Genomic DNA, 25247 nt, shown 5'->3' on the forward strand with positions numbered 1-25247 from the left:
ATTGTCAGGAGATGAGAGGAATGCCGCTGCAAGAGCAGGCAAGTTTATGGAGTGATACGACAATCAAGACGCTTGACGTGCGCAGCGGTACTTTGCCGCCCGGCGGTGTTATGAGCGAAACGGGATTGGCAGCCAATCTGTTGCTGCTGGCAGGCGGCGGGGAAGGGGGGCTTGTGATGAATGGTGAGGTTTGCCATATCCGGGCCTCTTTTGCTTGTCACGCTGTCAAGGGATCAGCTTTTACTTTGACTGCCGGATCAGAAAACATTCATTATACCGTTATTATCTACAAGGCAATTCCTATGACGGGAGCCGCCCATGTTCTGTTCCCGCAGCGTAATCACCCGCTGCGCACTTCGTTTGTTCACTATCCTGTGCTCCCGGCGGAGCTGCATCAGGCGGCGGACAAGATCGTAGCCAAATGGGGTCGGGGAGAGGGACTGGAACGTTTCCATGCCAATGCGCTGCTGCAAGGAGTGCTGTATGAACTTATTATGGAGCATGAACGCGGCCGGGGCGGCGCAGAGCCGGACATGGTGGATGTTGTCGCTGCCTATATAGCGGGGCATTATCGTCAGGAGCTGAAGCTTAAAGAGCTGGCTGCGCTTGCCGGCTGCGGCGCGAGACAGCTGCAGCGGCGGTTCAAACAGGAGAAGCTGCTCGGACCGATGGAATATGTGATCCAGCTGCGGATGGAGAATGCAGAGCGGATGCTGCGTCATACGGACGCTCCCATCGGCGAAATCGCTGAAAGAACAGGCTACCACGACATGTATTACTTCAGCAGAGCGTTCAAGAAATATTATGGAGTTCCCCCACAGCTCTACAGGCGCACTGCCGCTTCCGGGACCGGTGCGCTCTCCGCTTGTTCCGGGCTGCCGGACCGCTTGGCCTGCTGGTACGAGTCGCTGCAGGGACCGGTGATATGCCATATGCGAGGCGAATATCGCGTTACCGCCTCTCCGCGGCGGATTGCCGTACTCGACGTTCAATATGCTGACCATTTGCTTGCGCTTGAGATGCTACCGGCAGGAAGTGTAGGACTAGGCAGTGCGGCTTTAAATTTCCCCCCATATATCAGGGACAGGCTTAAGGCAACGGAAATGCTCGGAACCTATGAGTACCCGGACCTGCAGGCTGTGGAACGGCTGCAGCCGGATTTGATTATCTGTACCGAGGTGCATGCTCAGCACTATGAACGCTTAAGCCGGATTGCTCCAACTATAATGTTTAAGCGTAATGAGAGCTGGCAGAGAATTCTGAGCCTGTTCGGCGAACTGACGGGCAAGCGGGCGGAGGCGGAACGTATTATTACGGATTACATTCGCCGGACGGCATTACTGTCAGAAGAACTTGCCCCGGTACTGGCGGGGAAGAGCGTGGCTCTGATCCGCCCGCGTGAGTCAGTGGTTCGGGTACATACTGCCTCTCATCGCACAGGCGCCGTGCTGTACCGGGACCTTGGTCTGCCTGCTCCGCTATTTGTCGCAGACACCTCCGATACGGCTTATCATATTTCAGTCGACAGACTACCGGCTGTGCATGCTAACCACTACTTTTTGCTTAGCAACGAGATGATGCAGGAGGGAATATCTGTGACAGAGCAAAACGTCTGGGGCATGCTGGATGCAGACAGGCGGCAGCATATATATCCGGTGGATGCCGCTACATGGATCGGCTGCTATGGACCGACAGGCATCAATTGCATTGTGGATCAGGTGGCCCGCGCCCTGCTGGCCTGAGCGGCAGCCAAGGAACCTCAGCTTAGTGCGGAGCCACGGAATAAATTTGTTATTCATTCACAAGCACCTGTCATTGGCAGGTGTTTTTGAGCTTCTCACATACGAACATTTGTGCTATGATACCATTTGTGAATATATGGAAAGCGGTGGGTTTATGACAAAAAGGCAATGGGTCACTAAATTTATGCTGATGCACAAATGGGTACTTGTATGCGGATTCATAATCACTACATTAATGACGATGATCAATCTTATTTATCCGTTCCTAAACGGGAAAATCATCAATATCGCTTTTTATGATAAAGACATGAGCGCCTTTTTGAATTTGTGCTTAATCTATGCCGGCATACTTATTTTCAATCAGTTTGTCGTTGCGACGTTAAACAATCTCATTTCCTCGCAATTGATGACGGGTTTTGTCTTTGATATACGGCGGGCTCTTTTCAAAAAGATATTACATAAAAAAGGAAAAGACCTCTCCGGGATGTACAGCGGAGATATGATCAGCCGAATGAACCACGACGCCGCGGATATTATGAATCTCATTTTCTGGAGCGGACTTTGGGGATACTCCAACTTTCTGCATATCCTATTCGCTGTCTGCTTCATGTTTTACTACAATATATTTCTGGGGGCTTTTACGGTCGTGCTGGTTCCCGTCGTGTTTTTTACCTCAAAATATTTCAAGGCAAGAGCGCAGAAGGTCAACAAAGACATTGCAGCGGAACAGGGTAAACTATCCTCTTACTTATTTGAGATTGTGAAAAATTTGCGGGAGATAAAAATCCTTAACGCAAGTAAAAAAGTAAGGAGCGTTTATTTAAGAAAAACGACATCCATCAATAAAATGAACGTAGAAAACGGAAGAATCGAAGTGACGACAGAAAGGCTTAATTCGTTCATCACACTTATCGCACAGCTGTTGATATTTGTGATCTGCGCCTATTTCATCGTTAAGGGCCAAATGCAGCTCGGCGTTTTTGTAGCCGCCATAAGCTATTTCAATATAGCCGTGAACTACTTCAGCTCCATCAACAGCAAAATTGTCGATGTCTGGGGACAGACCGTCTCCTTACAACGTGTCGTGGATATATTGAATGAAGAGGAAGAAGATTACAAAGAAAACCATCCTCCAAAACAAATAAAGGAGGGCAAGATTGAATTTAACAATGTCACCTTTGGATACACCGAAGATAGACCTATTCTGAACGGATTCAATCTCCGCGTGGATGCAGGAAGCACGATTGGCATTGTCGGAAAAAGCGGCGCAGGTAAAACAACGATGGGGAACCTGCTCTACAATCTATATAACGTTGACAGCGGCGAGCTTCTGATCGACGGAATGAATGTCAATGAGTATAACCTGCATAGCTTGCGGAGCCAGGTGGGGATTGTCCATCAGGAGACCATCCTTTACGATAATACCCTGCGTTACAATCTTTCATTTACCAACAACAAGGATAATGATGACGTATTAATGGAAGCTATTAAGAAAGCCGCACTTTATGATGTTGTCCTGACATTCCCTGACGGACTGGACACGCTGCTTGGGACTGAAGGGCAAGAATTATCCGGCGGACAGAAGCAGCGTCTGGCTATCGCAAGGATACTTGTCAAGAATCCTAAGATTCTGGTCTTCGACGAAGCCACAGCATTCCTCGACAGCAAGAACGAAGCGCTTATCCGGAACATGATGAGTGAGATGTCACAAGATCGGACGCTTATTATCATTGCCCACCGTTTTTCCACCATTAAAAGCTGTGATAAAATCGCGGTTTTAGCGGATGGCGTTGTCAAAGGCTTTGATACTCACGACGTACTGATTAGAAACAATAAAACGTATATAGACTTATTCAGCGAACAGTGTTTAGGAGGTGAAGCTGTATGAAACGATTGGACACATTTAAGGCATTAACCCGGGATATAGACGGTATTAACAAGCCGTTGATTGCGCTGGGATTTTTCAAGCTGTGGAACTTAATTTTCGGTCTTATCCCTCTGTTCTTGTACTCGTTTTTGGTTAATCGCGTTTTAGTAGATAAGAATATGAACGAGCTGTGGCCGGTCATCAGCGGTTATCTGGCTGTTTTCCTGTTCACGACAATCGGGATTGCAGTCAGTAAGCGGTTCTCAAACCGGTTAATCCTGAAATATGATGTGAGAATCAAGAATAAACTGCTGAAAAAGTATATCAGCCTTGATAATGATGTGTATAGCAAATACAGCATTGGCGACGTTAGAAGCCGGCTTGAAAACGATTCCACTGTCGCCGGAAAATTTTTTACGACCCATATATTAGATTTTATTTACTATGTCGTTTATGCTGTTGCGCTGGCGGTTATTTTGTTATGCTACGACTGGCGAATCGCGCTCCTCAGTTTTGTTTTTGTTCCGGTCTCTTTATTTACGGTTAATTTTTTGGGAGGTAAAACGAAGACAACCGGAGAGGAACTATGGAAGCTGCAAATTAAATATGAATCCTTCCTACACTCGAATTTTCAGAACTGGAAGGATGTTAAGACCAACAACCTTGAAGACGCACAATTGGATGAATTAAACGGACACTACAAGAAAATAAGGCATATTTGGTTTCTCAACCAGCTCTATTTGCATCTGGGGATTACCTATTCATTCTTCACGAAAAACTTCATTACCCAGCTGTTTATCTATTTTATTGGCGGATTATTTGTAATTAAGGGCTACTCACAAGTCGGTGTGCTGCTCGTTTTTATCAGCTTTTACGGGCAGTTCTTCGGGTACATAGAGAGCATTAGTAATTCCATGATGAATTATAAGAATGATTCGGTGAACATCGGAAAAGTGATCGAGATATTAAATTTAGAAGCAGGCAAGAGGCCCTATAAGAAAATTGACGGGACAGATCTAAACGTTGAAAATCTGAGATTTACCTATGAGGGGAACGAATCATTTGCTCTTGACGGTATTTCATTCTCCGTGAGTAAGGGTGAACATCTGGCCATCGTGGGAGAAAGCGGCAGCGGCAAGTCTACAATTGCAAAACTGCTGACCGGGCAGATTAACCCGCAAGGGGGGACTGTACAGATTGGCGGCATTGATATCTATACGGTGAACAGCGAGAGCGTGTCAGAAAAAGTTAGTATAGTTGTGCAGGAACCCGTTCTTTTCAATATGACGATCAGAGAAAACTTATTGCTGGCAAAGGCCGATGCAACCGATGCAGAATTGATAGAGTGCTGCCGCAGAGCTAGTATTTACGACTTCATTGAAACCTTGCAGAATAAATTGGATACGATAATCGGAGAAAAAGGTGTACAGCTTTCAGGAGGCCAGAGACAGCGCTTATCGATTGCCCGTGCTTTTTTACAGGACAGGGACATCATCATTTTTGACGAAAGTACCAGCGCTCTTGACAACGAAAATGAGAATGACATCATTACAGAACTCAAGAGCCTTTCGTCGGGGAAAACCATGATTTCCATTGCTCATCGTTTATCTACTATTCTGGACTGCGACAAGGTAATGGTTCTAAAAGATGGCAGGATGGTAGCTTTCGATACCCATGACAACCTATATAACAGCAACGAAACCTATGATTTGCTTTTCCAAAGTCAGTATATGGCAGGTTAATTTAAGGGAAATAGAAGCTTAAGTAATAGGAGCGGGTGTATGCCCGCTTCTTTAGGCTGTATTTTATCAGATTGTCATGTTGCAATTTATTTTCCATCCAAAATGATAGAGTAGTTGCACAACGCCAGAGGAGAACTTTCTTGTATTAACCATTGTCAAATTCAACCTCTGTTTAATATCAATAAACAACGGTTTTCCTACTCCCAAAATGACTGGGTGAACAGATAATCTAAATTCATCAACAAGCCCTAAATTTATAAAAGTTGTAATAAGACTTGCTCCACCATATAGCCAGATGTCTTTGCCAGGTGTGTTCTTTAATTTATTTACTTCTTCAAGAATATTATCATTTATGAATATTGCTTTATTGTCAGTCCCTTTTTGTGTCCTGGAAAACACGTATTTTTCTTTACTATGAATTAATTCCCAAGTTTCTTTTTCAGTATCATCTTGTTCAATTCCTGGAGTATATTGTCCCCATAAATCATAGCTTGTTCTTCCATACAAAATAGTGTCAATCTGATTTAAAAAATGAATAAACCCCATCTCAGAATCCATAATGCACCAATCAAGTTCCCCGTTTGCCCCTTCAATAAAACCATCTAAAGTAACTGCTAAATCTAAGATTATTTTCCGTTTCATGATTTGTTACTGAAGCATGGGACAAAGAGAGCATTCGGAATATTTGATTAAATGTGTCTAAATTTAATAATAATTGGCAGACAATTACTATAAAAACCATATATGAGATATAATTGTTTAATACAAAATTTAAGGAGGTTTTTTTGTGGTTTTTATAAGCTTTTTAGAAATAAGGTCATGTATAACTTAGCAGCTGAAATTGTTCCACAAAGGAATTGCATCGAAAGCTAACTCTGAATAGAAACCTTGAATCTACCAAACAACTTTTCAGTTGACCATCTCATCTGCTAATCGGAAAATAATCATTTCTTTCATATCTTAAAATGAAAAGAGGAAGTGTTTTATGGTTAAAGTGGCGATATGTGATGAAAGTTATTTGTGTGAAATGATAAGGTCTCGTATAGATTTCTTTTTTAAAGGTGAAAATACGAAATATGAAATTAAAGTATATAAAGACAGTTTTGATTTTTTAAAAGATAATCGAAAAAATGATTTTGATGTTTTTTTTGTTAACCTCATTGAATTGGATAATGTTTTGAAAACGCTAATGGATTTTCAGTATTTTTCAGATAATAAGATTTCAATAATAGCTTTCTCATTAAATAATGATTTCAATGTTGCATTTGAATTTGTTAAAACTGAACATACGCTTGATGGAGTAATAGAATTTCTACTTAATAAACTAGATACAAATAAAAAATATAAATTTGAATTAAAAGATGGTGTTCAATATGTAAAAGCAGAGGACATTATGTATGTTTATAAAGAAGGTAGAAATGTAGCAATTAAATTAAAAAAAGAGGTGTTGATTTTAAAAAGTAGGTCATTGGAGGAAATCTATAAAACACTCTATGGTCATAATTTTGCAATGATTCATAGAGGAATGATTATTAATTTTAATTACGTTAAAAACGTAAAAAAGGTAGAAAGATTATTGAGTGTAGAAATGGAGGATGGACAAGTATTTTTTGTTTCAAGGAATCAATGTGATCCAATTAAAAGATTAATAAAAGACATATAATTTGCTCCTTCATGTGAAAAAATGTACAATTCAGTCCACGAAAAAACCTTTATATGCCAAAAATGAAAAATATACTTTGTTTTGTGCTAAGTTTGAATTAGAAATAACGCCATGAATTATTTAAACATTAGTCTATAGATAGGAGGAAGTAATTGATGAAAGTAAGTTATAACACTAATGGGTTAAGGCATTTAACTATTAAGGAAGCGCTTAAAACAGTTAGAAATCATAATTATGATGGTGTTGAATTATCATTTCATGAAAACCATTTACATCCTTTAATGACTACAAGAAAAGAAGTGGAAGAATTAAAAAACTTCTGCTCAGACCACAATATTATTATTTCTTGTATTTCTGCTGGTGCGGATAATTTATTGGGCGAGATGCCTTTTGAACCATCACTCATAAATCCTAATAAAGCATGCAGATCTATTAGAAAAGACTTTTTAAAGAGATCTATAGAAATTGCTAATAATTTGAATTCACCTTACTTAGTTTTTGCTAGTGGTAAACTGAAAGACAATATAGACAGGGGTATGGCCTATAGTTGGCTAATAGAATCGACTGAAGAATTGCTCAGTGAATGTGGCGGTTTAACTATGTTAATTGAACCAGAGCCTGAATTTTTAATTAGCACTAGTACCGGAGCCATTCAATTAATAAAAGATATTAATCATGAACATTTCAAAATGAATCTTGACATAGGGCACGTAAATTGTTGTGAGGACGACTACTTAAATGCCATTGATAAAGCACTCCCCTTCACAAAACACATTCATATTGAAGATATTAAAGATCGTATTCATTATCATGAAATACTAGGACAAGGTCATCTGGATTTCCCACAAATTTTCAGCATTCTTAGTAAACATAACTATGATGGATTTGTAAGTGTTGAACTATATAATCACACAGGCGTTCATCAAAAGGCATTAAAAGAAAGTTATGAATTTATAAATAACCATATTGAATTAGTTCCAAAAGGACAGTTAATTTGATGTTCAATGACAAGATTATATTAATTACGGGTTCGTCAAGGGGCATAGGCAGGGAAGTTGCAATTGAATTTTCTAAAAGAAAAGCAATTGTAATTATGAACTATAAAAATGACACAGATATGGCACGCGAGACCTTCGAAATTATTAAAGCCTTCTCTCCAAATTCGATTCAAATCCAAGCGGATATATCCGATCCTGAACAAGTTAAGGCAATGTTCGAGAACATTAAAAAGAAGTTTGGGAGAATTGATATTTTAGTCAATAACGCTGGGATTAGTAACGATAAATTATTTATCAATAGTACAGAAGAAGATTGGATTACATGCATAAACACGAATGTTATAGGTTTGATGAGTTGTTGTCATGCGGCTATGAAACGAATGATCAGACAAAAGGCTGGGAAAATCATTAATATCTCTTCAGTAAGTATATATGATAGTAAAATAGGTCAAACATACTATGCGGCTTCAAAGGCAGCTGTAGTAGCCTTTTCAAAAGCTTTGGCTAAAGAAGCAGCAAAATGGAAGGTTAATGTGAATGTGGTAGTTCCGGGTTTGATTTCTACAGATATGACCGATCAGACTATAAAAGATATGGATTCGGAATTAAAGAAGATACCCCTTGGAAGAATCGGAACTCCTCAAGATGTAACTTCGTTAATTCTTTTTTTATCCGGTGACCAATCAGACTATATTACAGGAGGGGTGTTTACGGTGGATGGTGGGCTGTCCGCATGAAAAAAATGATTGGAGGATTTGTGTTTCATCCAGGTTACCACTGCATTTCCACAACTTTGCAAAACTATTTTAATTATTGGGGATTTAACTTTACAGAAGCAATGGCATTTGGTTTAGACAGTAGTTTAGGTTTTTGCTATAGAAAGCACGATGTGTTAACTAGCATACCGGCATTCTATACAGGAGGTAGAAATTACACTTGGGTCGATAATATTTGTGAAGTTCTTGAGTTGAGTCACAAAAAATTATTTGAAACGAATGGTGAGAAAGCATGGGAAGATACAAAGGCTTCAATTAATAATAACATTCCAGTTATTGTTGAACTTGATAAATCTAAGCTTGATTACTGGAAAGGAATATTGAGAGAAGTTCCTTTCCATATGGTGCTTCTCGTAGGGTATGACGATAAGCATATTTGGCTGGGGGAAGTTTATGACAAAAAAATCAACGACAAAAGACAGTCAAATAATTTACATGTTACCTCAATTGAATGTGTTAAAAAAGCTAGAGGTGCTGATCTATATTGGGGTGATATCCATAATGCACAGCACATAATTGATGTACCTCAAAATTATAAATTGAGACTGAAAGAAGCAATATATAAAGCGATTAAAAAAAATACCTTGAGTTACTTAAAAGATACAAATGAAGGAAGTTATAGGGAGCTTCAATTATTTACCAATGAGTTAGAGAGTTGGCCTGAAATTTTACCACTAAAAAAATTTGATAGTAATAGACAGGCTTATGTTTCTCCCTTACGAGCACAACTTATTATAACTGGTAAAATGTTTGACGAAGTTGGTACTGGTGGAGGGAATTTTAGATCATTATATTCTAAGTATTTATATGAAGTTTCAAAAATATTCTCAAATGATCACTTGTTATTGAAGGCTGCAAAAATGATGCACCAATCAAGCCTAAATTGGATAGAGATATCAAAATACTTTCATTATTCAAGTCGATTAGATCATTCGGGAATCTTCATACAATTATTGAAGGTTAAAAAGCTGCTTGAAGAGACTGTTGAACTAGAGGCGAAAGCGTTTTATTTACTTGAACAATGGGAGGGAACGTAATGTGAGACAAAAAGGCTTAAATAGTAATGAGATTATGAAAGAAATACGTGATATTAGAAAAGCAGATGTACAATGGCCATTTGTTTTTAATTCAATTTGTTCCGAGCCCTTACATATTGGTGTGGAAGCTTTTATTAAGGGACTAGATACTAATTTGGGAGATAATAGAATCTTTAAAGGAACTGCTAAAGTCGAGAATAAAGTAATAGAGCTCTTGAAAGAGGTATTTCACGGGCCAGACATGGTTGGAAATATTGTCTCAGGGGGAACAGAAGCGAATTTTCTAGCTCTCCAAGTTGCAAAAAAGATGCGGCCGGAAGTAGAAAAACCTGAAATCCTATTTACAGCAACTACTCACTATTCTGTATTAAAAGCGATAGAATTTATGGGACTAAAATACAAAATTGTTGAGACTGATGAAAATTTCTCAATGGATATTAGTGATTTGATTCACAAAATTGGAAAAGATACGATTGCAATTGTTGTAAATGCCGGGAGTAGTGAGTTGGGTTGTATTGATCCTATAGAGCAAATTGCTGAAATTGCACGCGAAAATAAAATCTATCTTCATGTTGATGCAGCTACAGGCGGTTTCATCATCCCATTTGCCAAAAAAATAGGATATTCATTGCCGGAATTTGATTTTGCTATAGATGGAGTTAGTTCAATCACAGTGGATCCACATAAATATGGACTTGCTCCCATTCCTGCTGGCGGTATTCTCTTTAAGAACAAAGATATCCAAAACTACTTAACTTTTAATTCATATTTTTATGGGACACAAGCACATACAACGTTATCTGGCACTAGAGGTGGGGCTAGTGTACTAGCGGTATATGCAATTTTGGAATATTTGGGAATGGAAGGGTTCATCCAGATAACAAAAAAAAATTATGAAAGTACGGAATATTTGATTAAACGATTAGAACAGTTGGGTTATACACTAGTCTGCACTCCTCAATTAAATATCGTTACTTTTTATGTGGATAATGCACATAATGTGATGAATCAACTAGAAACAAAAGGGTTTATTGTATCCGTTTCAAGAAGATTTAAAAATGCATTAAGAATAGTTATAAATAATCATTTGAGTATAGATTTAATAGATAAGTTTGTAGAGATGCTAATAACAATAGATGTTAAGGAGATGAGTCAATGAAAAAAGAAAACACTATAAAAAGTTATTCCTCTCAAGAACTGGAAAAAGTGATTCATTATTTGGATGGTCCTTTAAGAATCGCGTTAAAGGAAAATGAAGCTGTAATTTTACATGCGGATCTAAAAGAAGGTGATTGTGTCCTTGATATAGGATGTGGAACTGGCTTTTTAAGTTTGATAGCTGCTCAAAAGGTTAATGCAAGCGGAAAAGTGATTGGAATGGATTCGAGACAAGAAATGCTTGATGTAATGCAAAAAAAAGCAGAGAAGCGGGGGCTTGATCATATTATTAAGCCTTGTTTAGGGGATGCTTGTTCTTTGGAGTTTTCTGATAATTTCTTTGATGCTGTAGTTATGTCCTATGTACTTCATGAAAATAGTGAACGTACTGAGGTTATATTAAGCGAAATCTATCGTGTTTTGAAACCTGGAAAAAAACTAGTGATCTCTGATTTTATTAAAGTAGCAGATCCTGAACGTAATAAGGAAATCGAAGCTTGGCATAAAGGAACGGATCCTGAATCAGATGCAGATGAAGTGCACTTGAAATTTTCACTATCCGACTATATTAGCTTATTTGAGAAAAATAATTTTAAAGATGTAAAGGGTGAGGTTTGGATTGAGTTTCAGGGAATTGTTGAAGGGAGAAAATAAGAATGCCAACTGTTGATTCACGTATAGATATGTTGAAATACAGTTTGGAGCTAAAACTAGAAATGATTGAATCATTAGCATCAGGAATTAACGAAAAAAAGAAAACTAACTTTTATGATTTCGAAGCCACATTTTTAGAGGGAATAAATTATTTTATTAACAACTCTGACTTTTATAAAAAATATTATGAACTTGATGCAACTCAGATAGTAAAAATAGAAAATATAAAACAATTTCAAAAACTACCTTTACTTCCTCGAAAAAAACTTGAAGAATCCTACCCTTTAAAGGCATTGTCAGCTAAAGTTTCGGATTTAAGTCACTATTCGGAATCAGTTTCAGCAGATTGCCCTATTTCCTTTTTTTATTCCAGACAAAGTTGGTTTCACGATCATATTACCGTTTCAAACGAATTACTGGGTAAAATTACACCCAAAGATATAGTTGTAGTGGCATCACCATATGAACTGTCTATTGCAGCCCAAGAGTTAGAGCGAGTATTTGAGATTTTAGGTGCTACGATAATTTCTTGTGGAATATTTAACGAAGTTTGTCCATGGGATAGGTTTTTTAACTTATTAGCTTCAGTGAAACCTAATGTGCTGGTTTGTTCAGCTACTCACTCTTTTATAATAGCGGATGTTGCAACTAAAATGGGGTTTGATCTAAAAAGGGATTTCAATATAAATAAAGTTATTAACGTATCAGAAAATATATGTAAAGCAAAACGGAATAGAGTTGCGAAGATATGGGATGCAACAATCTTTGATTTGTATTCAGTTGATGGGCTTCCTCCATTGGGTGTTTCAGATGAATATGGAGATATTTTGTTGATGGATGAAAAGTTTTATTTTGAGATTATAGATATGTACTCCAATCAAGTGTTAGGTGAAAAGCAAGTAGGAGAGCTTGTCATAACGTCTTTAGATAATGAGGCATTGCCTCTAATCAGATATAGAACTGGCGAATTAGCATCTTTATCTTATAGGAAAGATGAATTTGATAATAGTCGGACTGTTCTCAAACGTTATGGTAAATCGAGCAATAAGATCTCGGTCCATAATCAAACGCTCACCTATCAGGAAATTGAAAATATTTTGTTTAGCAGTGAGCTCCAAGACAAGTATTATGATGTTGAATATAACGAAGATAGCATATCAATTTATATGGATGTTATTAATCCAGAGCTGTTCGAAAGTAGTAAAGAGGATATATTATACCGATTTCCAAGCTCATTGAGAGATTGTGTGAAGCTAAAAGCTTATACACAAGATGAGCGAGAATTAAAGTTAGCAAGTATGCAAAATATTAATTCTAATCAGAAGTCCTTTAATTTTCATAAAATTCATTAAAAGGAGCTTAAAGATGATTAAAGAAATTGTTTTAGAAACGTTTTTGCAGGAGTCAACCCCAATTTATTTAGGTAGTAAGATCTGGGAAAGTGTTTTGCCCGAAAAAATGAATGAGTTAAAAACAGATAAGTATTTCTTAATAACAGATTTCAATATACTGAATATTTATGGACAAACACTTTATAATTTTTTAAGTAAGAATTATCCAGTGGAGTTAATTGTTTTGCCTGCAGGTGAAGTAAACAAAAATAATATGACCTGCAATTATTTAATTGAGGAGCTATTTGAAAGAAACGTAACTAAAAGTTCAGTGTTGATTGCTTTTGGAGGAGGAGTAATAGGGAATATAGTTGGGTTAGCCGCTGCTTTAATTTTTAGAGGAATAAGATTTTTTCATATTCCTATTACTTTTATGTCACAAACGGATAGTATACTGAGCCGAAAACAAGCTATAAATTCTATGTCTGGGAAAAATATGATTGGATCTTATTACACACCACTTTTTAATTTTGTGGATACTTCCTTTTTGCTAAGTGAACCTGAGAGACTTGTTAGGGGGGCTTTGGTAGAAACAATTAAAAATGGATTGATATTTAATAGAAATTTCTTTTATGAGATGAAAGAGAGAATAAATAAGGGGCTGGTCTTTAATGAAGAGAACTTATTTGATCTCGTTAAAATAAGTATCTTGTCAAAATTACCAATTATTAAAAATGATCCATCTGAAAAGGCTCTCGGAATGATACTTGAATACGGCCATACCACAGGGCATGCGATAGAAAGATTATTAAAGGGAAAATACTCCCATGGAGAATGCGTATCTATAGGGATGATAATTGCTGCTCGTATTAGTAATAAATTAGGTCTTTTAAGTCATGATGAAGTAGAAGAGCATCTCGATATATTACAGGCACTGGGAACTCCAACGAAAGTTCCGGATGTGCTTAATTCTGAGACAATAATGAGACGTATGGAACTAGACAACAAAAAGGATATTCATGGTATTAGATTTGTTCTGCTAAATGAAATAGGCTCCTGCATTGAGGGACCGGAACACAGTTATATGGTAGAGGTAAACCCGGAGATTCAGAAAGAAGCGATCAATGAATCCTTTTAATTTAGGAGGGCGCTCGGCTGATGATTACTAAAAATAGCATAGATCAACTTAAAAGGGAATCTGAATTAAAACTGGACTCCTTGAAAAATCTGGAGGATACACAAGGTTTATCTAAAGAACAAAAAAAAACGTATATTGAGCAGAAGCTGATTAAAGAAATTCATTATGCTGCTGAAAACTCGCATTTTTATTCTAAATTCTACAAAGATAACCTTATTGATATTGATTCTATTCAAAAGGAATCAGATCTGGAAAAATTACCATTCACAACAAAGGAGCATTTACGGGAACAATATCCATTTGGATTGTTGGCTTCTAGTCTTGAAAAAGTTAGTCATTATGCGGAAAGCACCGGAACAACAGGTGTTCCGACCTCTGCATATTTTTCTCAGAAAGATTGGTTCCAAAATAATATTTATGTAGCCTACAGACTAATGGATTTATTCTCAGAGGACGATATCGCCATAATTTCAGCACCGTATGAATTATCTGTTCCAGCCCAGGATCTTGAGAAGACATTTGATTTAATAGGAATTACTCAAGTGGCATGTGGTGTACTTAATGAATTTTGTTCATGGGAAAAGACAGTAGATCTTATATATAAAGTTCAGCCTACAATTATGGTGGCTTCAGGAACTAGAGTGCTGCTGCTGTCAGAAGTTGCTCAAAAAATGGGATACTGTGCGAAAAAGGATTTTTCCGTTAAAAAGATTTTAAACATCGGAGAAACAGCGAATCAATCCAAAGCAAAGAAAATTAAAGAAATATGGGGAGCCGATGTTTTTAATGCTTATGGAATGACCGAAACTTGTTCTTTGGCAATTACTTGTCATCATGGAAACATGCATATTATGGATGATAGATATAATTACGAGGTTATTGATGTTCAGAGCGGACATAACATAAAAGGTGAGGGCAAAGGAGAACTGGTTATAACTAGTTTGGAAAATGAGGTGATGCCCTTAATTAGATATAAAACAAATGACCAAGTGAGTATTAGCACTCAGCCCTGCGAATGTGGCAACACAGCGGATATTATGGAGCATTATGGGAGGATCGATGATGTAATTCGTATAGGTGAATGGCAGATTTCATATTTGAAATTAGAAGAGCTAATTATGAGTTGTGAGAGCCATAATAAGTTCTATCGTGTGGAATATGATAATAAGCAAATGAACATAACGGTTGATTTGAAAGAAAGCTATAGTGTCGATTTTATATCAGAAGAATTACAAAGTAACTTTCCTGAATCTGTTAGAGACAACATTATAATAAATATCTTCGATAAGGAAGAAAGGGAAGAATATATTGAATACTTGAAAAAAAGTTTAAAGCCATTCTCGAAAATGTTTGTTAAGAAGTGAATGAGGTGATGAAATGGTTAATGTGGGAATAGTTCAGTTAAATATTAATACCTACAAACAAGAGGAATTCTTTAATAAATGTGAGATTTATATTGAGGAATGCTCACGGAATAATGTGCAATTAGTATGTTTTCCAGAGTGTTTTAATTATCAGCTTGAATTGGGAAATTCGCTTAATAATCAATTCGATTCAGAAGATTCAAAGGAGTGTATTGATTTTATCCTTAAAATGGCAAGGAAATACAAATTATATATAGTCTGTGGCACTTTAATTTCAGAAAATAGTAAATTGTACAACACCGCTATTGTAGTATCTCCTGAAGGGGAATTACTCGGTATGCACAAAAAAATCAATCTTACTTTTTTCGAGAAGGAAATTATTACTGCCGGCGAAAATGTACATTGTTATGAGACACATGTTGGAAAAATCGGGTTATTGCTTGGCAATGATATTAATTCATTTACAATATGCCAAAAATTGTTGGATGAAAATGTAGAGGTTCTGATTTGTCTAGTTCAAATTCCATCAGAATTTTCGGACTCGTATTTATCGATAGTAAAAGCAAGGACAATTGATTTAGATTGTTTTATAGTTGTCGCTTCTGGTTGTGGGATAAAAGATAATACAAATTTAACTTTTAAAGGGATAAGCAATGTTTATAGTAATCCGCATCTATCCGGCAATAATAAATTATTTGAAATGGATCATGGAAAAGATGCCTTTTTTGAAGGAGTAGTTTATGGAAATTATGATTTGGAGTCATTCAGAAATAAAAGAAATCAAGTGTATAGACCAAATAAAATAACGATAAGTTAGGAGAATATAATCCATGCAGAAAAATATGTTTTTTCTAAAAGAACAAGATCTCCCTACTCAATGGTTAAATATAAAATCTGTGCTGCCAGACAAACTTCCTCCATTAAAGGAACCGAATGATGACAGAGGGTCAAGGCTGGATGTTATCAAGAAAATAAGAACAAAAGCTATGTTAGATCAGGATGGTACTGAAGAGAAGTGGGTCGACATTCCAGGTGAAGTATTAGATAAATATATACAAGTTGGCAGATCAACTCCGTTAATGAGAGCGATAGAATTAGAGCAATATTTAGATACCCCAGCAAAAATATATATAAAAAGAGAAGATTTTTTACCTACACATAGTTTTAAATTGAATACGGCAATACCACAAGCATACTACGCAAAAAATGAGAACGTAAAAGGATTAATAAGCGAGACCGGTGCAGGTCAGTGGGGGTTAGGTCTGTCATATGCATGTAACATGTTTAATATTGAAGCCATTGTGTTCTGGGTGAGAATTTCAATGGAGCAAAAACCATTCCGGAAATACTGGAGTGAAATGCTTGGGGGGAAAATATATCCTTCGCCTAGCAAGTTAACAAGTTCAGGACGGATTTTGTTGGAAAAAGATCCTAATAGCTATGGCTCTTTAGGAACAGCAATTGGTGATGCAATTAGTTATACGTTGGAGAATGAAGAATACAAATATGCGTCAGGGAGTAATTTAAATCATGTATTATTGCACCAATCTATAATAGGGTTAGAAACCTATAGACAATTGGAGATAGCAGGGGATATGCCTGATACAGTTATTGCTTGCTGTGGTGGGGGCAGTAATCTCGGCGGAATTATGGCTCCATTCATACAGGCAAAAGTGGAGAACCCTTCAAATATTAAACTATTGGCTGTAGAATCGAATGCTTCTCCAAGATTAAGCAAGGGTGAATACAAATATGACTTTTCAGATCCATTAGGAATTACTCCACTAACTCTATCCTATACAATGGGACATGATTTTATGCCCCCATCCTCTCATGTAGGCGGACTACGTCAACATAATGGCTCCCCTATGGTAGGTATGCTCAGAAATAAGGGAATACTTGATGCAGTTTCTTATGATCAAGAGGAGATCTTTGAAGCGGGAAGGTTATTTACCAAATTGTATGGCAGCATTCCTGCACCTGAAACTTGTCATGCGATTAAAGCAACGATCGACGAGGCACTTTCTGCAAAAGTAAATAATGAAAAAAAGACAATCTTGATGTGTTTTAGTGGAAATGGACTACTTGACCTAAATGGGTACATTGAGAGTTCTGATAAAAAACGGTGAGGGGTGATAATGTGAATAACCTCTCTTTAGTGATAGAATCCAAACAACAGCTAAAATGTATAAATAAACCAATTGATGATCATTTACTTCCAGATGAAGTGCTTATCAAAGTTCATTATGTGGCTCTTTGTGGATCAGATATTAAATTATATAAGGGTCAATATACGGCTCCGCATCGATACCCTATAATTTTAGGCCATGAATGGATAGGAGAAGTAGTTGCAACTGGCATAAGTGCAGAATCAAAATGGTGCGAAAAAGATTTAGTTACTGGAGACTGCTCAATCTATTGTGGCAGCTGCGAGCAATGTAAAAAGAATAAAAATTTATGTGAAAGAGTTCAAAAACGGGGAATTACAATAGATGGGGCAGGCTCTCAATATGTTAAGATTTCTTCGAAATATTTATACAAATGTCCTAAAACTGCTGTTACCCGGCCCTATGTTTTAACAGAACCATTGGCGGTGGCCGTTGAAGGAATTAAAAAAATAGGCAGTCAAAAATTATCTGAAGCCAAAGAAGTTCTTATTTTGGGTGCAGGTGGCATTGGTGCACTGAGTGCAATTGCACTAATTGATCAGGGAGTCTCCAATATTACAATCTCAGATGTGGAAGAAGTGAATATTCGTACTATTCAATCGATGGGACTGACAAATGCAACCCCTATTCATACAGATATGACCAAGAATGTATCTGAGTATGTAAACCACTTTGATCTTATTATTGAAGCATCAGGCAACGAAAATGCTATAGTCTCTTCACTTCACTTATTGAGATCAGGGGGGACTTTGCTATGCCTTGGCCATCAGAATTCTATTCATATAGACTTTGGGATGGTTATAAAAAAGTCCTTAAATATTATTGGAAGTATTGGTGGGACAGGGGGATTTCAAGAAGCTATTAGAATAATTGAACGGAATGAGAAATGTATTACGAAGCTGATCACAAGAATGGTGCCGATAGATTTAGTACAGCATTTCTTTTCAAAGGAACTGGACTTGCAGAAGAATGTTAAAATTGTAATCGAAATGAACTGAGGAGAGATAGAAATGACAATTCTTGAGTTGTTAAAGAGGGGCGTTGAGACAAAGAAAAATAATCTTGCACTAGTATACAGGGATCAACATATAACCTATGGTCAACTTTATGAGTCTATTCAACAGACGATCCGGGAGTTCAGAAAATTAGGCCTTAGAAAAGGTGATAAGGTTGTTCTTCTTGTAAACAGTGACTACTCATTCGTGAATTACTTTTTTTCATTAACTTCTCTAGGTTGTATAGTTATCCCATTAGATTTAAATATTAGAGAAGAATTGTATTCTATTATTCATGATTCCGAAGCAACGGCAATTGTCATATATGAAACGCTAGTGGACGAAAGGGTCATTTCCAAGCTTAGTAGTTCCAAGCTTAGATATATAATCAATGAAAATTATATTCATAGCAACTATAAAGACTACCAGATTTTAGGAAATACACTGTTGACTCATGATGGTATAGGTGAATCTGAAGAAGTTGTATCGGATGATCTGTTATGTTTTATTTATACATCGGGAACAATTAAAGAACCTAAAGGCGTAATGTTAACACATCATAATTTATTATTTAACATACAAGAGCTCAGAGATGTAATAGATGTAGATGAAAAGGACGTTTTCTTTAATGTATTACCCTTCTTTCACTGCTATGGATTATGTACAAATTTATTATTACCATTATCCATAGGGGCAACAATTGTCCTACATGAGAATAAAAACTTAAATGATATCGTTAGACATATTCAGAAATGGAATACTACTGTCTTTTCTTGTGTACCTACAATGCTCGAAAAAATAAAAAATATGATTAATCAAGATATGAAGCACATAAAGTTTATCTCTTCCGGTGCTCCATTGCCATATAGTGTTGTGAAATATTATTACGAGAAAAATGATATTCAAATTATTAATGCATATGGTTCAAGTGAAACTAATACAATAGCAGTTAACAAAAACTGTTATTACAGTAAGCAACATTCAGTTGGTACGTTGTTACCTTCATTGCAAACGAAGATTGTAGATGAGGATGGAAATGAATTGGCCTATGGTCAAGAAGGCGAAATATTACTGAGAACACCTAAATTAATGAGGGGCTACTATAATTTAACGAAAGAGACTGAAGAAGTATTAAGAGACAACTGGTTTTACACTGGTGATATCGGTTATGTCTTGGAAACTAGGGAATTATTTATCACCGGCAGAAAAAAAGAAATGTTTTGTGTGGCAGGAAAAAAAGTATTTAAGCACGATGTTGAGGAAATTTTAATGCAGAGTGGATACTTCAAAGATGTATTAGTTGAGGCGGAAAGCAATGTTTCAAGGGGAGACTTAATAATCGCTAAAGTTGTACTTAACGATGAAACAACAATAAATGAGGAACAAATATTAAGGTATTGCCGCAGGAAAATGTCAGCACATAAAGTACCTAAAAAAATTATTATATGTGAACATCTCATCAAAAAAAAGACCTGGAAAATGATGGTTTGAGAAATGGAGTGATGTTTCTGGCATGGAAGAAAATATAACACTCAATTTAATGGAGCAAGATGAAATTTTGAAATTGATTCCTCATAGAAGTCCGTTCTTGTTTGTAGATAACATAGTTGGTTTTACTCAAGAGCAAATTGTATGTGAGAAATTGTTCAGAGGTGATGAACAGTTCTTTATTGGGCATTTTCCTGGTAATCCAATTGTTCCCGGCGTTATTTTAATAGAAACCTTGGCTCAAGCAGCTGCAGTTTTAAATGCGATTCGATGGAACAAAAGCCAAGAGGGATATTTGATGAAAGTAAATCATTTTACATTTAGGAAATTTGTTTTGCCAGATCAGTTACTTCGGATACAAGTAAAGCATGTAAGAAAAATTAGCAAAAGTGATGTTTTTAGTGGTGAGATATATCGTAACGAACAATTAGTGGCAGAGGGAAGTATTACTGTTGTAATGAAGGAGGATTAGAAATGGGAAGAGCTGTTGTATCTGGTTTAGGTGTAGTATCTGCTCTTGGGAATGATGCCGATACATTTTTTTCACGCCTGGCTCAAGGAGTTTCAGGAGTTACAGAGAAATCCATTTCCATTTTAGGAGAAACAAAAACTTTCTTGTGCGCAGCAACAGATTCAAATCCTTTAGAGGAGCCTCTTAAAGCATTCAAGCTTGCTGAAAGCGTACTTCAGGATGCACTCAAAATGAGTCATCTACTAGATTCTTACAAGAACGGTGAACGGGTGGGTTTGTTTATTGGTACTGCTACTGGAATTATTCCTGTATTAGAAAGTGAAAGAGGATTAATATGTCATATTAATCGTTTGAAGGACAATTCTTTAAAACCATACAATGGCATCGCTGAATACTTAACTGGGAAACTACCCTTTAAACCTATGTTTGTAACTACTTTTACGTCTGCATGCGCATCTAGTACGATTGCCCTTATTGAAGCGGCTAAAATGATCAGGAAAGAAATGTTGGATTGTGTAATAGTGATTGGCACTGAGGCGTTATCCTCCTATGATTTTTTAGGATTCGAGTCTTTGGGGATTATTTCCAAAACAAACATTAAACCTTTTGATGACGATCGGGATGGGATAGTTTTAGGGGAGGGTGCAGCGGCCATAATTATTGAGAATGAGGAGAGCGTAAAAAAAAGAAAGATACCTTATCTAGTAGAAATAGCTGGAGGAGGGATTAGTAATGATGCATATCGTTTGGCTACACCGGATCCAGAAGGAACAGGAGCAGCCAAGTGTATGAATGCCGCATTACAACAATCCAATTTGAGTTATGGAGCTATTGACTACATCAACGCGCACGGCACCGGGACAAAATTAAACGATCGGATGGAAACAAAGGCGATTAAACAAGTGTTTAAGGAAAATTCAAAAGAAATTCCAATAAGCTCTTCAAAGTCGATGCTTGGACATACAAGAGGAGCCTCTGGTGCATTAGAAGGGCTGATAAGTATTTTATCAATAGTTAATGAATTTATCCCCCCTACGATTAATTACAACACTCCTGATAAAGAGTGTGACCTTGATTATGTACCAAACATTGGTAGAGCAGCTCCAATTCAACATGTAATGTCAAACTCGTTTGGATTTGGAGGGCATAATAGTAGTGTTATTTTCTCAAAGGTTTAATATGAAGAAGTTGGGAGGATGAATAGGTTGCAGGACGAAAAAATAGTTGTCACAGGTGTCGCTGCAATTACTGCTTCGTACCCTAGTTTGGATGATCTTATAGATTTTTATTTAAATCGGATAGAGAAGAGATCGTTGAAAATAACGGAATCTATTAATATTGATAATTTGAATATTGATGTTGGAAAATATATAAACAAATTCAAAATAAAAAAAATGAGTAATGCCTCTGTGTTATCAGTTATTGCTGCAGGTCAAGCCATTCATGACGCTAATGTTAAAAAGGAAGTTTTGGAAAATAGCGGTGTTGTATTTAACTCGCTTTTTTCAACTTTTGATAAAGCTATGGAGTTTTACGATATGGCTTGTGAAACAAAGTGTGAGAAGATTAATTCATCAAAGTTTGCAAATTCGACTAGTTGTGCTCCAACCGGTGAAATATCTGCCGAGTGGGGGATGAGAGGTTCAAGTATGATGCTTTCCGGAGATAAGGAATCGTCTTTCAGCGCTATTCGTCTTGGTTATAATAACTTGAGAGATTGTGAACAAACCCCCTTTTTTTTAGTTGGAGGTGTTGACGTTTATTTTAACAACAAAAGTTATTTCTATTCCAATGAATCCGGTACTGAAAAGGAGGAGGGGGTTGCTGCAATTTTATTAGAGAAAAGTACTAATGCATTTTTAAGAAGTGCAAAAGTATATGGTGAAATTCAGATTATAAATTCGAGCCATATTAAGGATAAGATAAATAATGGTGACTATTCATATGTTATCAGTAATGATTTCACTCTTAATGGGAAACTGGATACTAATAAATTAATGATGCTGGAGGATTATGAAGGAGCGACGGCAAGTATAGCTGTAGTTATAGCTTGCAAAATCGTTGAATCAATTAAAGTGAAACGGACGGTAGTTCCAGATAAACCGCTACAAGTTCTAATTCATTTGAAAGAAGGAAATACATGTATTTTAATTAAAGAGGAGGTAAGGTAATGGAGAAAAGAGATGTTGTTAGCAAATTAAAACAAATTATTGTACGAACTCTTGATGTTGATGTGAAGGTGGAAAATATAAATGATGATTCTTTGTTATATGACGAACTGGGGATTGATTCGGTAGACTCATTGGATTTGATCGTCAATGTTGAAGAAGAATTCAAATTAGATCTATCAGAAGAAGGGAATGATTTTTTATATTCTATTGATACTTTTGCTGAAAAGATATTATCCGTTTTGAAACCGGAGTTGTAATGAATGATGGAGTTTAACAGGAAGGTAATTGAAACCTTTGATAATAAGCCCGGTCAGCATTGTATAAGCACGTCACTCAGGGATATTTTTCAATACAATGGTTTTAGTTTCTCAGAAGAAATGATATTCGGGTTGGATAGCGGTTTAGGTTATCATTTATGTGAAGACACCCATAAGTTGGGTTCGCTGTTTGTAGGAGGTAAAAGCAATCTCTTTGAAGGTAATATTTGTAATAACCTAGGGATTAAGCTAATACAAAATGAACCTCAGGATGATATGTCTGCTTGGTTAGAGGTAAAAGAATATATCGATAAGAATACCCCGGTTATGGTACTTGCAGATATGTATTATCTTGATTATTTTCAAAAGAAACAAAATCCCTTTGGTGGACATATGATTGTTATTATTGGGTACGATCTGGAAAAAGAAGAGGTTTATGTATCTGAAAGGTTGGATGATCAGCTTATTGAAAAAGATCGGAATGAACTACTATCTATTAGTTTTTCTAATCTACAATTAGCACGTTCTTCAGAAAAAGATTATATAAGCAGACCAAACAGAAGGTGGTTTGTTTTAGAGTTTCCCCCGGAATTAAACATCAAGTTAGGTATAAAGAAATCTATTAAACAAAATGTCGAACGTTTTTTAAATTCGGAAGAAAATGGTATTAAAAATCTACACTTATTTCCTTCGAAGCTTAGAATTTGTCTCGATAGAATTTTAGAGAGTAGTCTGTCGTATAAAGAGCTAATCTATGAAACTAAAAAGCAGTTACTCTTCATATATGCTTGTATAGAAAAGAATGGAACAGGTGGAGGACTATTCAGAAAAATGTACTCTGGGTTTCTAAGCGAAATTTATAAGAACTATTATACTGACCCACTCATATATAAAGCATATCATGATTTAGTTGTTGCATCTGAAAAGTGGTCTGAATTAGCTAGTAATATATATAAAGATGTGATGAATTTAAATGTTAAAATTCCAAGGGATACGTTAGGAAGTAGAATTAACTCTATTTGTGAAAGTGTAAATATTCACATACGGGATGTTGAGAACATTGAAAAGCAGGCTTTCCTCAGTTTAGCACAGTGGATAGGAGGAGATCAATGAAAACAAACCATTCACAATCAAGTTTAATGGAGGTCCTTGGAAATTATAAAACTATTAAAAGCTCCCATTGTATTACTAAATCTTTAGCAGAAATCATGCTGAATTGTTCAAAGCTTATTCCAGAAAAACTATGTAATGATGCTATGATGTTTGGTTTGGATAGCGGTTTGGATTTCGTATATAGAGTTCTCGGAAAAGACAAGTATCCTCCGGTTTTTATAGGGGGGAGATTTTGCAATTGGATAGACAATTTTGCTGACACAACTTCAATTAGAATTAATAAAAAATCTACGAATAATAATGCTCATGCATGGCAATCATTGAAGAACTCTCTTGATTCAGGAATTCCTGTTATGTTAGAAGTCGACAAATACTGCCTTCAATATTGGAAACAGAAAGTGGGGTATGAAGATTATGGTGGACATCTTGTAGTGGCTGTCTCTTATGATGAGAATTATGTTTATATTTCTGATGAATGTGGTAAAGAGGAGAAATTTCAGAAGGTTCCTCTCGATGAGCTATCAGCAGCGAGAAATTCAACTTTATTCTGGAAGAAGCCTAATAATATATGGTATGAATTCGATTTCCCAAAAGAAATCCCTAGTATAGAAACTATGATTAAAACCAGCATAAAAAAGAATGTTAAAAGAATATTGAATCCTCCTAGAATAGAAGCACAAACTGGAATAAACGCAATGAGACAGTGTGCAAAGGATTTGTTATCATGGGTGGATTGGTTTGATTTCTCCATATACGTTCATAAAGATAAGATTGAAGTTCCGGCATTAGACTACGAATTATTCAAGATCATGAAAATTATTCATGGCGGGAATATAGGTGGGGGAGGGAATTTTCGCTTCCTTTATGCAAACTTTCTAAAACAATCCGCCGATATTATTCAATCTGATCGGGTTAGAGAAGCTTCGTATGATTTTTCTTTGTCAGGAGAAAAATGGATAAAAATACATGATATGATTAATAGAAATGAAGTTAGACCTCTCTGTTATGAGTATAAGCAAGAGCTGCTTGAGTCCATTAGTCAAGTGATCTTGGAGATTGCAGATATTGAAGAGGGTGCGCTTTGGAAGTTAAATGAAAAAATCTAATTAGGAG

Annotated in this window: 23 protein-coding genes; 22 read left to right on the plus strand and 1 reads right to left on the minus strand. The window is 36.5% G+C overall.

Going from position 1 to position 25247, the window contains the following annotated elements:
* The first annotated feature begins 20 nt into the window (after positions 1-20).
* The 3 genes from NSS79_RS03755 (at position 21) to NSS79_RS03765 (ending at position 5351) form a co-directional block, all read left to right on the plus strand.
* Positions 21-1742 (plus strand): helix-turn-helix domain-containing protein, encoded by a 1722-nt coding sequence (locus tag NSS79_RS03755; RefSeq protein WP_342438330.1) that lies wholly within the window; start codon positions 21-23, stop codon positions 1740-1742.
* Between the two features lie 154 nt (positions 1743-1896).
* Positions 1897-3630 (plus strand): ABC transporter ATP-binding protein, encoded by a 1734-nt coding sequence (locus tag NSS79_RS03760; RefSeq protein WP_342438331.1) that lies wholly within the window; start codon positions 1897-1899, stop codon positions 3628-3630.
* Entirely contained in the window at positions 3627-5351 is a 1725-nt protein-coding gene (locus NSS79_RS03765; RefSeq protein WP_342438332.1) for an ABC transporter ATP-binding protein, read from the plus strand. The genes NSS79_RS03760 and NSS79_RS03765 overlap by 4 nt, the downstream gene beginning before the upstream one ends.
* Before the next feature lie 66 nt (positions 5352-5417).
* Here NSS79_RS03765 and NSS79_RS03770 read toward each other — a convergent pair whose 3' ends face one another.
* Positions 5418-5993 (minus strand): dihydrofolate reductase family protein, encoded by a 576-nt coding sequence (locus NSS79_RS03770; RefSeq protein WP_342438333.1) that lies wholly within the window; start codon positions 5991-5993, stop codon positions 5418-5420.
* Positions 5994-6336: 343 nt separating this feature from the next.
* Between NSS79_RS03770 and NSS79_RS03775 the strand changes: the two genes are divergently transcribed.
* From NSS79_RS03775 to NSS79_RS03865, 19 genes are all read left to right on the plus strand, one after another.
* Entirely contained in the window at positions 6337-7014 is a 678-nt protein-coding gene (locus NSS79_RS03775) for a LytTR family DNA-binding domain-containing protein (RefSeq protein WP_342438334.1), read from the plus strand.
* Between the two features lie 155 nt (positions 7015-7169).
* Positions 7170-8012, plus strand: coding sequence for a sugar phosphate isomerase/epimerase family protein (locus tag NSS79_RS03780; RefSeq protein WP_342438335.1), 843 nt, complete (start codon positions 7170-7172; stop codon positions 8010-8012).
* Entirely contained in the window at positions 8012-8749 is a 738-nt protein-coding gene (gene fabG / locus NSS79_RS03785) for a 3-oxoacyl-ACP reductase FabG (protein ID WP_342438336.1), read from the plus strand. Before NSS79_RS03780 ends, fabG begins: the two co-directional genes overlap by 1 nt.
* Positions 8746-9825 (plus strand): BtrH N-terminal domain-containing protein, encoded by a 1080-nt coding sequence (locus NSS79_RS03790; RefSeq protein WP_342438337.1) that lies wholly within the window; start codon positions 8746-8748, stop codon positions 9823-9825. Before fabG ends, NSS79_RS03790 begins: the two co-directional genes overlap by 4 nt.
* A gap of 1 nt (position 9826) precedes the next feature.
* On the plus strand, positions 9827-10984 hold the full coding sequence (gene mfnA / locus NSS79_RS03795; RefSeq protein ID WP_342438338.1) for a tyrosine decarboxylase MfnA: 1158 nt from the start codon (positions 9827-9829) through the stop codon (positions 10982-10984).
* Positions 10981-11637, plus strand: coding sequence for a methyltransferase domain-containing protein (locus NSS79_RS03800; RefSeq protein WP_342438339.1), 657 nt, complete (start codon positions 10981-10983; stop codon positions 11635-11637). Before mfnA ends, NSS79_RS03800 begins: the two co-directional genes overlap by 4 nt.
* Positions 11638-11639: 2 nt before the next feature.
* The gene (locus NSS79_RS03805; RefSeq protein WP_342438340.1) at positions 11640-12989 is read left to right on the plus strand and encodes a hypothetical protein; all 1350 of its coding nucleotides are present in this window, start codon (positions 11640-11642) and stop codon (positions 12987-12989) included.
* Positions 12990-13002: 13 nt separating this feature from the next.
* Entirely contained in the window at positions 13003-14106 is a 1104-nt protein-coding gene (locus NSS79_RS03810; protein WP_342438341.1) for a 2-deoxy-scyllo-inosose synthase, read from the plus strand.
* A gap of 20 nt (positions 14107-14126) precedes the next feature.
* Positions 14127-15470, plus strand: coding sequence for an AMP-binding protein (locus NSS79_RS03815; RefSeq protein WP_342438342.1), 1344 nt, complete (start codon positions 14127-14129; stop codon positions 15468-15470).
* A 13-nt stretch (positions 15471-15483) separates the two neighbouring features.
* Positions 15484-16287, plus strand: a complete 804-nt coding sequence (locus NSS79_RS03820) for a carbon-nitrogen hydrolase family protein (protein WP_342438343.1) — start codon at positions 15484-15486, stop codon at positions 16285-16287.
* Positions 16288-16300: 13 nt separating this feature from the next.
* Positions 16301-17599, plus strand: a complete 1299-nt coding sequence (locus NSS79_RS03825) for a TrpB-like pyridoxal phosphate-dependent enzyme (RefSeq protein ID WP_087919702.1) — start codon at positions 16301-16303, stop codon at positions 17597-17599.
* Positions 17600-17610: 11 nt separating this feature from the next.
* The gene (locus tag NSS79_RS03830; protein WP_342438344.1) at positions 17611-18636 is read left to right on the plus strand and encodes an alcohol dehydrogenase catalytic domain-containing protein; all 1026 of its coding nucleotides are present in this window, start codon (positions 17611-17613) and stop codon (positions 18634-18636) included.
* A 12-nt stretch (positions 18637-18648) separates the two neighbouring features.
* Positions 18649-20124 (plus strand): AMP-binding protein, encoded by a 1476-nt coding sequence (locus NSS79_RS03835; RefSeq protein ID WP_342438345.1) that lies wholly within the window; start codon positions 18649-18651, stop codon positions 20122-20124.
* A 22-nt stretch (positions 20125-20146) separates the two neighbouring features.
* Positions 20147-20593 (plus strand): 3-hydroxyacyl-ACP dehydratase FabZ family protein, encoded by a 447-nt coding sequence (locus NSS79_RS03840; protein WP_342438346.1) that lies wholly within the window; start codon positions 20147-20149, stop codon positions 20591-20593.
* A gap of 2 nt (positions 20594-20595) precedes the next feature.
* On the plus strand, positions 20596-21771 hold the full coding sequence (locus tag NSS79_RS03845) for a beta-ketoacyl-[acyl-carrier-protein] synthase family protein (RefSeq protein WP_342438347.1): 1176 nt from the start codon (positions 20596-20598) through the stop codon (positions 21769-21771).
* A gap of 27 nt (positions 21772-21798) precedes the next feature.
* The gene (locus NSS79_RS03850) at positions 21799-22764 is read left to right on the plus strand and encodes a beta-ketoacyl synthase N-terminal-like domain-containing protein (RefSeq protein WP_342438348.1); all 966 of its coding nucleotides are present in this window, start codon (positions 21799-21801) and stop codon (positions 22762-22764) included.
* On the plus strand, positions 22764-23021 hold the full coding sequence (locus NSS79_RS03855) for an acyl carrier protein (protein ID WP_342438349.1): 258 nt from the start codon (positions 22764-22766) through the stop codon (positions 23019-23021). The genes NSS79_RS03850 and NSS79_RS03855 overlap by 1 nt, the downstream gene beginning before the upstream one ends.
* Positions 23022-23024: 3 nt before the next feature.
* Entirely contained in the window at positions 23025-24134 is a 1110-nt protein-coding gene (locus NSS79_RS03860) for a BtrH N-terminal domain-containing protein (protein ID WP_342438350.1), read from the plus strand.
* The gene (locus NSS79_RS03865) at positions 24131-25240 is read left to right on the plus strand and encodes a BtrH N-terminal domain-containing protein (protein ID WP_342438351.1); all 1110 of its coding nucleotides are present in this window, start codon (positions 24131-24133) and stop codon (positions 25238-25240) included. Before NSS79_RS03860 ends, NSS79_RS03865 begins: the two co-directional genes overlap by 4 nt.
* Positions 25241-25247 lie beyond the last annotated feature (7 nt).

The sequence above is a fragment of the Paenibacillus sp. FSL L8-0436 genome (assembly GCF_038593025.1).
Lineage (GTDB): Bacteria > Bacillota > Bacilli > Paenibacillales > Paenibacillaceae > Paenibacillus_AQ.